The organism is Wocania ichthyoenteri Th78 (assembly GCF_000789235.1).
Classification (GTDB): domain Bacteria; phylum Bacteroidota; class Bacteroidia; order Flavobacteriales; family Flavobacteriaceae; genus Wocania_A; species Wocania_A ichthyoenteri.
The window spans coordinates 3,546,602-3,559,565 of the sequence record NZ_KN525716.1 but is presented as its reverse complement, the minus strand read 5'-3'; the positions used below and the strand labels follow the sequence as shown (position 1 = coordinate 3,559,565).

The following is a 12,964-nucleotide window of genomic DNA, read 5'->3' as shown; positions in this document are numbered from 1 at the left end:
ATAATTAATCTTACCTACCGACTTTTGTATCATAATTTAAATAGTATAATAATTATGAATACAGTAGTCTCTGAAAGCAAAAAAGTACATATAGAAACCTATCCTGTAACTGGAATGACTTGTGCTACCTGTGCGTCTAGTGTAGAGTCTATTTTGACAAATACAAATGGAGTTACAAAAGCAAGTGTGAATTTTGCATCAAATTCTGTTTTAGTAGAATATGATAATTCAATAAAAAAGACAGATTTACAGAGCAGTTTACAAAGTGTTGGTTATGATCTTATATTAGATGTAGATGATCCGCTACATGTACAAGCTGAATTACAACAGAAACACTATCAAGATATAAAGTTGAGGACAATTTGGTCAGCAATTTTAACACTTCCCATATTCATCATTGGAATGTTTTTTATGGAATGGATACCTGGTAAATGGATTTCATTAGGCTTATCATTACCAATTCTATTTTATTTTGGTCAAGGTTTTTATGTAAATGCATGGAAGCAGGCTAAACATAAAAAAGCTAATATGGATACCTTAGTGGCTTTAAGTACTGGTATTGCTTTTTTATTTAGTTTATTTAACACACTTTTTTCTGACTTTTGGTATGCTAGAGGTATTTATCCTCATGTTTATTATGAAGCAGCTACAGTAATTATTACTTTCATTTCTTTAGGAAAATTAATGGAAGAAAAGGCCAAGTCCAACACGTCTTCAGCTATTAAAAAACTTATGGGACTTCAACCTAAAACACTAAAGGTTATTGTTAATGGCAAAGAGCAAGAAATACGCATTACATCTGTGCAAAAAGGTAACATTATTGTTGTTCGTCCTGGTGAAAAAATTCCGGTTGATGGGATAGTTACATCAGGCCATTCGTATGTAGATGAAAGTATGATTACTGGTGAACCAGTTGCTGTTGCTAAAAATGAAGGAGAAAAAGTATTTGCCGGAACTCTTAATCAAAAAGGAAATTTTCAATTTGAAGCTCTAAAAGTGGGTAGTGAAACCTTACTGTCCCAAATTATCAAAATGGTACAAGAAGCGCAAAGCAGTAAAGCTCCTGTTCAAAAATTAGTAGATAAAATAGCTGGAATTTTTGTACCTATAGTTATTAGCATCTCCATTTTAACATTTACAGTTTGGATGATAAATGGCGGTGAAGATGCATTTACACATGCTTTACTAACATCGGTTGCGGTATTAGTAATTGCATGCCCCTGTGCCCTTGGACTAGCTACACCAACTGCAATTATGGTTGGAGTTGGTAAAGGAGCTGAGAACAATATTTTAATTAAAGATGCAGAAAGTTTAGAATTGGGACATAAGGTTAATGCTCTTGTTTTAGACAAAACAGGAACTATTACTGAAGGCAAACCTACTATTACGAACTTCTCTTGGGCTAACAATACAAATCATAACGAACTATCCAGTATTTTAATGTCTATTGAAGCCAAATCTGAACACCCTTTAGCAAATGCTGTAGTGAAAAAATTTAAAGAAAAGGGGACTTCACCTATTGAACTTTATAATTTTGAAAGTATTACAGGAAAGGGGGTTGAAGCTACTGATTTTAAAAAACAAAAATTCTATGTGGGAAACTTCAAATTAATGCAGGAAAAAAATATAGCACTTAACAAGACTTTAATTGCAAAATCAAAATTATGGCAAGAAAAATCAAAGACAGTTATATTTTTTGCTTCTGACAAACAATTTCTCGCTGTTATTGCCATTGGTGATAAAGTAAAAGCTTCATCAAAATCTGCAATCAGCAAATTATTAAATAGAGGCATTAAAGTTTATATGCTCACAGGTGATAACAACCAAACTGCTAAATCGATTGCAAAAGAAGTTGGGTTAACAGATTACAAAGGAGAAGTTTTACCTTCTGATAAAGCTAATTTTGTTAAAAACCTACAGAACCAAGGTCAAATTGTCGCTATGGTTGGAGATGGTATAAATGATTCCCAAGCATTGGCGCAAGCCGATATTAGCATAGCAATGGGGCACGGATCTGATATTGCAATGGATGTTGCCAAAATTACACTTATGACATCAGATTTAGAATCTATTCCAAAAGCGTTCAACCTATCTTCCCAAACAGTTAAAGGTATTCGTCAGAATCTGTTTTGGGCATTTATTTATAATTTAATTGGTATTCCAATAGCTGCTGGAATACTCTATCCTTTTAACGGATTTCTATTGGATCCTATGATTGCAGGTGCCGCTATGGCATTTAGTTCTGTTTCTGTTGTCGCAAATAGTTTAAGATTAAAATCAAGCAAACTTTAAGCGAAATATCACAAAAGATTTACAAAAAAGCATAAGAGATACATCTTTATCTCAAAATATCTTTGCGCTTATTAATTCTTAAAACATTTTACTCATGAAAACAAAAATTAATACCACAATAAGATTAATATTAGGCATTGGTCTCTTAATATTTGGCTTGGATAAATTTTTTGAATTTGTTCCTCATAACCATGTCATGGATGAAGATTTAATAGCTGCCTTTACCGGTTTGATGGCAAATAAGTTCATATTACCAACTGTTGGAGTTGTAGAAGTAATTTCAGGTCTGTTGTTACTAACTCGAAAGTATAGTCTTATAGGATTATTACTGATGGTTCCTGTTACCTATGGCATAATCGCATTTCATTTAGCAGTTGATCTCGCAGGTATTGTACCGGGCCTTTTAGTGGCTTTAATGCATATTTATTTGCTTTCATCAAAAAGGAAAGCTCTAACAAACTTAGTTATACAATAATCTTCATTTAACCCGTTGTGCATTTTAAATAATGCTGATTTTTATATTGTTTATTTTTCTATCAAAGACAAATTTGTTAATGTATTGAATTACAGTTAGCGAAGTTATTTTAGATATTATTCTGGTCTTAAAGCCTTCAAAAGACTTAGCGTAGTTGCGTCTTATCATGAATTGGTCACACAGTTGAGAAAATAAAGTTTCTATCCTCTTTCTCGATTTTCTAAAAATGTACGGTTGTTTTTTGTAATTGTTTTGATTATTTCTCATCGGTGTATTTAGCTTTATGTTACAAGTATCAAACAAGTTAAGTTGAATTTCTGCGGATAAATAACCTCTATCACCAATTAAAGTGCAATTGCTAATTTGTGCTTTAATATCTTTAAGATAATTCACATCATGAACAGATGCCGGACTCAAATCTATACTCTGAAAAATACCGCTAACAGAACAAATAGCATGTAATTTATACCCATAATAATTAGCACTTTGAGAAGCACAATAACCTTTGTCTGGAAAGACATAAGTAGCTTCTTTACATATTCTTGAACGAGAACTTCTTGATAGCTTACAAACCTCTAAAGGCATACTATCTACAATGAAATAGTCTTCAAATTCATTAAAATGAGTAGCCAATTTTAAACGTATTGCATCAATATGATTTGCTAACTTTCTTCTTCTACGATTATAAACACTGCGGTTAATTTTTGATGAAATGATATCAGGAAGTTGTCTAAATAGGTTACTCTCGCTATCTATACCCATATATTCTGATGTAAGGCTTAGGCTTACCAACTCCAAATCACTCAGTTTGGGTTGTCGTCTTTGATAAGCTAAAAGCTGCTCTTTTGATATTTTTCTTAATACTTCCAATATTCTTTCGTAATTTGCATTTAAGTTGTTCATAATTAATGTTTTATCGCTAAAACAAGTTACTGATTATCAGTAAGATGGACAACTTTTTTCTTTTAAATCATAATGCACAACGGGTTAATTAATTAAAATAGAAATCACGTCATATGGAAAATTTAAAATTTAAAACAAACATTAATTGTACAGGATGCTTGTCAAAGGTTAGCCCACAACTAAACAATGAAAAAGGAATTGAAAAATGGAATGTGGATTTGGAGAGTACTGAAAAATTTCTTTCAGTTAAATCTAGGTCTACTTCAGAAGAAGACATTGTTAATGCCGTAAAAAAAATGGGGTTTAAAATTGAAAAAGTGTGATAATCACCGAATGTAGCATACTATATAAGTAATAGCGGTATAAGTACTAACTTGAGCCGCTTTTGCCTTAAAAAGAACTGAATTAAAAAATAGCAGTTTTAAGCATAAGTTATCTAACTTGTGCTTTTTTATTACATATATGCTGTATGAAAAGTAATAGCAAATTAATATGTGCCTTTTCAAGATATTCGAAAGTGTAGTGGAGTAACTATACCTATCCTTGAGCAACTTTAACTTTTAATTTTGAGAATCATATAATATCAGTCTACTTATTAAAATGGTGTTTTTTATTTAATAATTATTTATGCTTCTTCTAAATTTTACAAGTTCACTCTCAGTAAGTTCCAATTTTAGATATCCCTTCCCGAAACTGCTCTTTACAACCTTGACATTATCCAGCACATAAATAAAATCTTTTTTAACCGATTTCATGTTGTACTCTAATCGTTCATATCTAATTTTAGGTACGGTGACCTCTATAAATTCTTTATCAGTTTGCACCTTTGCAAATTTCTTTTCCACCAATGTGGGTTTTTCCTGTTTTACTTTTTCTTCGAATAGGGATAACAACATGGCAGTAGTTGGTTTGGTCTGATTTTTTTCAATGTCCTTGATAATTGCAATTATAGCATTGGTCCTTTTATTTATTTTACCCTCCAATTTGGCAATGGAATCTCCCAAATTATCTGCGGGCGCAATCCCATTAATCTCAAAGAACTGGATCATTTGATGCAAGCTCATAGATTGAGATGCTGCATTGTTCTTGCAAAATATTCTAAATTTCTGAGCTGTTGCAGCTTTAATTTTTACAGTTACAAACGCTTCTTTTTCATGTCCTTTATCCATTTTTTAGTAAAAATTTTATTGGTTTTACTGGGCTAGCTGCATTTTTTAGTAAAAACTTAAAAACGCTCCAAATCTTAAAACTTCCAAAACCCTTTAAATACAGGGCCTTGCGGAGCAAATGAATTACGTAACATCGCTCTGCGTGTTACCCTCTTGCTTATCAAATCTTGTCAGCAAAAGGCTGACAAAATCCTCCAACAACTGATAAAAAATCAGTTGCTTATTTACTAGATTACTAGTCCTATTAATGTATGAATTTTATGAGTAAATCAAAAATATCCTTTGGTATCAAATGATGTAATTTGATGCTAAAAATCATAGTTTTTGGAAATATTGAAAAAAGAAGCGTCAGATTCGAAATATACCGATACAATAATTCATAAATTTTTTATTGTTGATTTTTTGGCTTAATCATTTTTGTTTTTTTTAAAAATTGATTAAAAAAAGACATGATGGATTGTTGAACTGGAAACAACTCGACATCTGGAGAGTTGTTCTATTTCAACAATAAAATTAAAACATAAAAAAACCTACTCTTTCGAATAGGTTTTGATGATTCATTGAAAAATCTGGTTACAGTTCAAACTGTATAATAGCATTTTCAATTTCTTGCTTACGAGCTTCTAAAGTCGATTGTAAATGCGTGGTTACCAACTTAATCAAATTGGTATTGGTCGTTTTAAACTCTAAATTATGAGAATCCCGAATGTAAAACGAAGCCGAATCACCTTGGTTGTAATTGAACTTGGTGAGTTCGTTTAAGGTCTGCACCAAACGTTCCCGTTGGGTTGCCAGTCCTCGTAACTTCTCAAACCTTTGCATGCGTTCTACCAAATCAATGGTCGCTTTGCTTACAATGGCTTGTTTGACTTGTTGCGTTTGTCCAATCGCTTCTTTCGTTAATTGCTTTTGAACGTCTTTTTTAACGGTTGCTGTTTCTTTTTTTGCTGTTCCGTTGGATTTTGTTTCCATAATTAAAATTTTTAGTTAAACAATATTTGAGCACACACCAAACGGAAGACAAAATTTTGGAGTGAAAAGGAAACGTATAAAAAGTGAGGCACGAACGGCTTTATGCCGTCCCTTTTTCGAGAAATATTTTGCGACGTTTATATTTCGGGAATATTGATGAATATATTATTGTATTGCTTTTTTAAGTAAGTAGAATTTGAACGTCTAATATGAAATTACAAAAAATTTGGAACTGAAATTCTGCATCAAGCGAACTTTAGTCTAAAATGTTTTTTTGCATTTTGGACTCATGTTCAAGACCTTTTTAATGAAGCGCTTTTCCCGAAATGTAGTGCTTACGGAATGTAGTGGGAATGGGCTGGAATGGAATTTATTTGATATTTGTGTTTGAGATAAAAAATAAAAAATGATTTTAACAGAAAAACAGGATAATTTCTAGATAGTACCGCAGAAGCTCATAAAATATTTGATTAGAAATATTAGTCTTCAATAAATTGTTCTAAAGAAAATTCAAAACCAAATACATCAAAAGATTTCAATTTTAATGCAATAGATATTCTAATCAGTGTCTTTAGAGTCATGTTATCATAAACTCCTCTTTCAATTTTGCTAAACGCACTTGGATCAATATCACATAAGGCATCCATATCTTCCAATATATATCCTTGTCTTTCTCTTTCTTCTTTAATTTTACTACCTATGGTTAACAATATTTCTTTTAAAGTGATATTTATTTTCTTTGGATTCATTTACTTGTTTTGGACAAGGTTGCATTTATTCAAGAATATTCTTTGGAAATATATTTCCAATTGAATGCTTTTTACTATATTTGATTTAGATTACATATTTTTGCGATTCTTCATATAAAATATTTGAAGCATTCGCTTTGAATCTCGTATCAGAAAACTGGTAATTTAAAGGAACGAGATGATAAGTAAGATGCTCACGCCTATGGGTGTGGGCTCTCTTATTGTTCCTCGGTATACCAGTACCTCTGATGCAGTAAGTTGAGTTCCACGCCTTTTTTTGTAGAAAAAGGCATTCTTCTCAACCTGTTTCAAAGCTAGCTTCTCTTTATAAACTGTAAGAACTCGTATCAGCTATTTAATATCATTATGGTGAAAACTATCATCAATTTAAACGAGGTCTGTTATGCCACACAGTAACTTTAAATTATTAAAAAATGGTGACCCCTCTGCTTTAGAACAGATTCATTCTGAATACAGCAGACGTATCTTTTGGGTTGGTAAGCAACTTATCAAAGATCCTTTTGTAATTGAATCCTTGGTTCAAGATACTTTTTTAAAATTATGGATTCATAGGGACAGGGTAGAATCACCTAAGCATATTTTCTATTTTTTAAGGTTTGTGATGAAAAGAGAGTGTATTTCATACTATAGTAAACCTAAAAATAAGTTCTTTAGGCATGTCCATTCGTTAGAAGATTACGACAATTACCAAGACTATATGGTGGGGTATGATCCCGTAAATGCGTCTGAAACTCTAAAAGATCAGGAATCGGAACAAAAAACCTTCAATCGAATCAAAAGTGTATTACCTCTATTGAACGCTGAAAGAAGGCATTTAATTGATCTCTGTTTAAAATATGGTTTTCAATATAAGGCTATTGCCGAGGTTATGGGAACAAGTATTAATGAAACCAGTAATGAAGTGAAACGAGCTATTGAGGATATTAAAACAATTATTAATCAAGGAAGTGCGCTTGAAACTGAACAAACGCCCGCTATTAAAATTAAGGTTCAAGATGTTATGACCAAGGAACAAGCAAGAGTATTAAAGCTCCGATGTGAAAAGAAATATTCCTTTACGTCCATCGCCAAAGCACTTAACCTCTCCGAAAAGGAAGTTCACAAAGAATTTATGATAGCCCATAAACTCATACAGCAGAAACATGGGCAGCAATTAGAATCCGCTTGATATGGAAAAGCCAACACTCAAACTAACCCGAAAGGTTCAGCTATTGGTCGACCTTCCTACCCAAGAAGAACGCAAGGAAGCCTTGGACAAACTTTATCAGTGGCAAAACCGATGTTTTAGAGCTGCCAATCTTATCGTTTCCCATCTCTACGTACAGGAAATGATCAAGGAATTCTTTTATCTGTCAGAGGGGATAAAGTATAAATTAGCTGATGAAAAAAAAGATGAGCACGGAATATTGCAGCGCTCCCGTATCAATACCACTTATCGCGTGGTATCAAATCGCTTTAAAGGTGAAATCCCTACAAACATATTGTCCAGTTTGAATAATACCTTAATCACTTCTTTTAAGAAAAACAGCCCAGAATACTGGAAAGGTGAACGTTCCCTTAAAAACTTCAGGAGAGATATGGCTTTTCCATTTGGTTTGGAGGGCATAAGCGGATTATCTTATAATGACGAGAAAAGGGCTTTTTGCTTTCGTTTATTTCAAATTCCTTTTAAGACGTATTTAGGAAAGGACTATACCGACAAAAGAATACTATTGGAGCGCGTAATAAAGGGAGAAACCAGGCTATGTACCTCCCATATTAAATTAAAGGACGGCAAAATATTCTGGCTACCGATATTTGAAATTGAAAAAGAAAAGCAATCCTTAAGACCAGAAGTGATTGCAGAGGCATCCCTGTCTATTGAATATCCCATCGTAGTTAAAACCGTTAATGCCAGACTCACTATCGGCACCAGGGAAGAGTTTCTCCACAGAAGATTAGCTATACAGGCAGCCCTTAAAAGAGCACAGGTAGGGGCTACCTATTCCAAATCGGGCAAAGGAGTCAAAAGAAAATTAAAGGCAGTGAACAAACTCAGCAAAGTCGAAAATAATTATGTATCCCATCGTATTCATGTATATAGCAGAAGATTAATCGATTTTTGCATTAAACATCAGGCAGGAACACTCATTCTATTAAATCAGGAAGACAAGATTGGGATAGCCAAAGAAGAGGCGTTTGTATTAAGGAACTGGGGCTATTATGAGTTAATGACCAAAATAAAATACAAAGCCGAGAAAGCAGGCATTGAAATTATTATAGATTAACCAATTTGGTTACGAGGGTGCTTGTACACCCGCAAGGTGAGGTTGATAATAACACTCACTGAATGTGAACAGCATATACAACGCGTGGGCTCTCTTATTTTTTTGATTGCTCTAAATTATTCCTATAAAATTGGTATTCATGGTTTTTTAATTTTAAAATTTCCTTTCCATACACTCCTGTCATTTTTGAGGAGCGTATGGAAAGGAAATTCTTTTTAGGCTTTAAAATTGTTTTTTTAAGCACTTTTATTTTCTTCTTTTTGTTTAAAGCGTTCTAGAAGATTGCTGATATCTTCACTAATTTTAGTTTCCACTACCCTAGCGTAAATTTGTGTAGTGGATAATTTAGCATGTCCTAACAATTTAGACACGGTCTCTATAGGCACGCCATTGGACAGCATCACAGTTGTTGCAAACGTATGCCTAGCGACATGAAAAGAAATATTTTTATAAATACCACAAGCTTTTGTAATTTCCTTTAAATAAGCATTAGTCTTTTGGTTGGAACTTATGGGCAACAAATTCATTGTAATATTCTGTTCTGTGTCGACCCTATACTTTTCTAATATTGCCCAAGCTTTTGGGAGTATGGGCACTTTTACCTGTTCATTTGTTTTTTCTCGTTTTGTGTAAATCCAATTATTATTGTCTATGCCTTTTATGATATGGCTTTCGGCCAGTTCTTTTACATCAATGTAGGATAGTCCTGTATAACACGAAAACACAAAGCAATCTTTTATTTTCTGTAAGCGTTCGATTTTAAATTCTGTGTTTTCTAACAATTCCAGTTCTCTTTCGTTTAAATACGCTCTATCGTATTTATCATATTTTAGTTGAAATTGACTGAATGGATTTTTATGCATCCATTCCAGTTTTATGGCTAGGTTTATCATTTTTTTGAATCGCTCCAAATGTTTCATCACCCCATTATTGGATAGCATCAATTGCTTTTTCTTGTTCTTGTAGGTTCTTAGGTAGTGTTCAAAGTCTGTAATGAACCTAAAGTTCAATTGTTTCAAATAGATGTCTTTTAATCTTTTTTTCTTCCTTAAAAACTTCTGTAAATAGCGCTCCGTTGTATAATAGTTCTTCATTGTTCCCGCTTTCAGGACATGAACCATATTGCCATTGTGATAAGCGATGAGTTCTTTTAAGGTTTTACTATTGTCATCTTCTCCCAAATATCGGGATTTGATGGCATCGGAGGACAACACCTTATCTTCTTCTATAAGTTCTTTATGGCATTGAAGTAGTTTGTTATAAACCCCATCTAAATAGGCATTTAGTATTCTAGCGTTTTCTGAATTGCCTCTGCCCCTATTTTTAGTATTGTCCCACTGGTTTTGTTCAATACTTCGTTTTAAACTCATTTCTGAACGTTTGCCGTTTACGGTAATACGGATATAGATGGAAATTTGATTGGGATTACTTCTTGATTTTCTTGTAAAGAAAATAATCGTGAAGGTGCTTTTTGTTTTCATTTTAAATGACTTTAATTAAACATTAATTTGTAAATACGAAAGTCAAATTATGTCTTAAAGTTCTTTAAAGTTACTACATTTTCAGTGAACAATTGCACACCGATTTGCACACCTTTTTATTGAGATTAGATGCTTTTATTTAATATCAAATAAAATGTGTAAAAACAAAAAACACTGATAATCATACGATTAACAGTGTTTTGATGCTACCTATTACTAGGTTCGTCGGGGTGGCAGGATTCGAACCTGCGACCTCCGCGTCCCAAACGCGGCGCGATAACCGGGCTACGCTACACCCCGATTTGGTTATCTATTATTGCGGAGAGACGGGGATTCGAACCCCGGGTACCCTTTTGGGGTACGACGATTTAGCAAACCGCTCCTTTCGGCCACTCAGGCACCTCTCCTTTTTTATGAACTTTGCAATAAAATTGCGGATGCAAATGTAACATATCATCTGTAAGAACGCAACTATTTTATTTAATATTTTGTAAAATTTATTCAGGGTATTCAATTCGCAAATGGTAAATATTTGCAAGCTTGTGTTTTAGCACTTTTTTTATCGACTGAATTTCTTTAAATGTAATATTGGCATTTAAAAATTGCTCTTCTTCTATTTGTTTGTTTATAATATTTTCAACAAAAGCATCAATCTTTGTAGATGTTGGTTCTTTTAAACTTTTAGATGCCGCTTCTACACTATCACACATCATTAAAATAGCCGTTTCTTTACTAAAAGGCTTTGGCCCAGAATAGCTAAAACCCAACTTATCGACTTCTTTTTGTAGTTCTTTTTCTTTCCTATAAAAATAGTAGACTACGCTTGTCCCATGATGTGTTCTAATAAAATCTATTACACGATCTGGTAAATTATTTTTTCTAGCAATTTCAATTCCATTTATAACGTGATCAGTTATAATTTTCGCGCTTTCTTTTGCTGATAATTCATCGTGTGGATTAATTCCTGTAGATTGATTTTCGGTAAAATACGTCGGGTTTTTCATTTTACCAATATCATGATATAAAGCACCTACTCTAATTAACATGGCATTTGCTCCTATTTCATTAGCAGATGCTTCAGCAAGATTAGCAACATTTAATGAATGATGAAATGTTCCTGGTGCTTTATTAGAAAGTTCTTTAAGCAATTTTGAATTGGTATCAGACAATTCTAAAAGCGACACGTCTGATACTAATCCAAAAAGTTTTTCGTAAGCATAAATTAATGGTTGTACAAATAAAGTGGCAAGTCCGCAAAGTATAAACCAAATAAAGGTTTCCCATTTAATCGTTTCAACAGTACCCTCATGTATTACAAAAAAAGCAAAATATGCCACGATATAAATTAGAGTAATTTGACCTACAGAAATAAATAAATTCGCCCTTTTATACAATTCTGAAACCGTTAAAATAGTTACAATTCCTGCAATTATTTGAAGAAACATATACTCATAACTATTAGGCACTATAAATCCTAATAACAACACCGTAATTACATGTGCAAATAGTCCTAAACGAGCATCGAAAAAGGCTTTAAAAACTAATGGTAGAATACAAATTGGCACCACGTAAATATATTTAGAATTGTAATTTACAACCAACGTTGTTATAAAAACCATTAAAAAAATATTGAAAAAAATAAAGGTGACTTTAGTATTGTTTTCAAACACATCAGGTCTATATTTTCGAAGAAATAATAACAACATTAATAAGGCTAAAGCAACCAACAATGTGTAAGCAAACAATATCCAATTATAGTTTGATTTATTCCAAACCTGCGATTCGTATTCAGATTGTAACGATTTTAATTTTTGATATTTATCACCTTCAATAACTTCTCCTTTAGAAATAATTAAAGTTCCTTTTTCAACACTACCTCTTACATAGGCTATTTTATCAAATTCCTCTTGTAAAACCTTATCGGTTGTAGATTTATCGAAAACAAGATTTGGCTCAACTAAATCGAAAAAAAGTGATATGAAGCTGTTTTTATAGTTAGACAAATTTTGATTTGAAAGCACTTTTTCAATAACCAATACAACCTCATCTTGCTTAATTAAATTAGAGAATAACACCTTTTCTTTCTCTACACGGTCATCAAGCAAAGCTATAACCTTATTATCAGAAAAATTATAATCTTCATTCAAAATACCAAATCGATATAATTCTTTGATGATTAAATTTCCAGTTTTAAACAAGTTATCTAAATCAAATTCTGGAATAGAATCAGAAAAAGAGTTTTTAAATTGAGTTTCAAATTGATCCTTAACTTCAGATTCAATAGCATTATCTAGGTTAAAATATAATATCGAATTGTCTCTAACTAATTTCTTTTCAGTAGCAATTTCTTCATCAGTTTTTTTAATGGCAAAATTAAAAGGCGCATATAAATTTTCGGATTGCCAGGGTTTCCCTTTTTCAAAATTATATTTAAATTTTCCGCTTTTTGGGAATAAATACACGATTAAAACCGTAGTGCATATAAACAATAGTCCTTTGTAAATTAAAGAATGGTTTCGGTAAAACTTATTTATAAAATCTTTCATTTAGCACTTTAATATTTTCAAATGTAACAAAATTATATGCCTTTTTCTGCTTTTTATAATATAGTAATCATTGTTAAGTTCTACTAAAA

11 protein-coding genes and 2 tRNA genes are annotated in these 12,964 nt (G+C 32.4%); 5 read left to right on the top strand and 8 right to left on the bottom strand.

Translation table 11 applies throughout. From position 1 onward, the window contains the following. Positions 1-54: 54 nt before the first annotated feature. Both RG22_RS15490 and RG22_RS15485 read left to right on the top strand, forming a co-directional pair. Entirely contained in the window at positions 55-2,292 is a 2,238-nt protein-coding gene (locus tag RG22_RS15490) for a heavy metal translocating P-type ATPase (RefSeq protein WP_034044908.1), read from the top strand. 94 nt (positions 2,293-2,386) lie between these two features. Continuing rightward, a complete protein-coding gene (locus tag RG22_RS15485; protein WP_052143775.1) occupies positions 2,387-2,767 on the top strand; it encodes a hypothetical protein in 381 nt (126 codons plus the stop codon). A 24-nt stretch (positions 2,768-2,791) separates the two neighbouring features. Here the strand turns inward: RG22_RS15485 and RG22_RS15480 are convergent, their stop codons facing one another. Then, positions 2,792-3,670, bottom strand: a complete 879-nt coding sequence (locus RG22_RS15480) for an IS982 family transposase (RefSeq protein ID WP_034044905.1) — start codon at positions 3,668-3,670, stop codon at positions 2,792-2,794. A 113-nt stretch (positions 3,671-3,783) separates the two neighbouring features. Between RG22_RS15480 and RG22_RS15475 the strand changes: the two genes are divergently transcribed. Next, complete coding sequence (locus RG22_RS15475) at positions 3,784-3,993, top strand: heavy-metal-associated domain-containing protein (protein ID WP_034044903.1); 210 nt, start codon at positions 3,784-3,786, stop codon at positions 3,991-3,993. A 291-nt stretch (positions 3,994-4,284) separates the two neighbouring features. Here the strand turns inward: RG22_RS15475 and RG22_RS18025 are convergent, their stop codons facing one another. The 3 genes from RG22_RS18025 to RG22_RS15460 form a co-directional block, all read right to left on the bottom strand. Then, on the bottom strand, positions 4,285-4,839 hold the full coding sequence (locus RG22_RS18025) for a BfmA/BtgA family mobilization protein (protein WP_204244193.1): 555 nt from the start codon (positions 4,837-4,839) through the stop codon (positions 4,285-4,287). 573 nt (positions 4,840-5,412) lie between these two features. After that, positions 5,413-5,811, bottom strand: coding sequence for a hypothetical protein (locus RG22_RS15465; RefSeq protein WP_034044901.1), 399 nt, complete (start codon positions 5,809-5,811; stop codon positions 5,413-5,415). A 479-nt stretch (positions 5,812-6,290) separates the two neighbouring features. After that, positions 6,291-6,560: a helix-turn-helix domain-containing protein gene (locus tag RG22_RS15460; protein ID WP_034044898.1), complete on the bottom strand. Its 270-nt coding sequence runs from the start codon at positions 6,558-6,560 to the stop codon at positions 6,291-6,293. Between the two features lie 403 nt (positions 6,561-6,963). On the opposite strand from RG22_RS15460, the gene RG22_RS15455 reads away from it, so the two are divergent. Then, on the top strand, positions 6,964-7,749 hold the full coding sequence (locus RG22_RS15455; RefSeq protein WP_034044895.1) for an RNA polymerase sigma factor: 786 nt from the start codon (positions 6,964-6,966) through the stop codon (positions 7,747-7,749). Position 7,750: 1 nt separating this feature from the next. Then, complete coding sequence (locus tag RG22_RS15450) at positions 7,751-8,848, top strand: hypothetical protein (RefSeq protein WP_034044892.1); 1,098 nt, start codon at positions 7,751-7,753, stop codon at positions 8,846-8,848. Between the two features lie 236 nt (positions 8,849-9,084). On the opposite strand, the gene RG22_RS15445 is transcribed toward RG22_RS15450, so the two are convergent. The 4 genes from RG22_RS15445 to RG22_RS15430 all read right to left on the bottom strand — a co-directional run bounded on the left by RG22_RS15445 (position 9,085) and on the right by RG22_RS15430 (position 12,875). Further along, entirely contained in the window at positions 9,085-10,329 is a 1,245-nt protein-coding gene (locus RG22_RS15445) for a site-specific integrase (RefSeq protein WP_034044890.1), read from the bottom strand. A 225-nt stretch (positions 10,330-10,554) separates the two neighbouring features. Then, positions 10,555-10,629, bottom strand: a tRNA-Pro gene (locus RG22_RS15440). A gap of 19 nt (positions 10,630-10,648) precedes the next feature. After that, positions 10,649-10,736 (bottom strand) — tRNA-Ser (locus RG22_RS15435). A gap of 90 nt (positions 10,737-10,826) precedes the next feature. Then, the gene (locus RG22_RS15430; RefSeq protein WP_034044888.1) at positions 10,827-12,875 is read right to left on the bottom strand and encodes an HD family phosphohydrolase; all 2,049 of its coding nucleotides are present in this window, start codon (positions 12,873-12,875) and stop codon (positions 10,827-10,829) included. Positions 12,876-12,964: the final 89 nt, after the last annotated feature.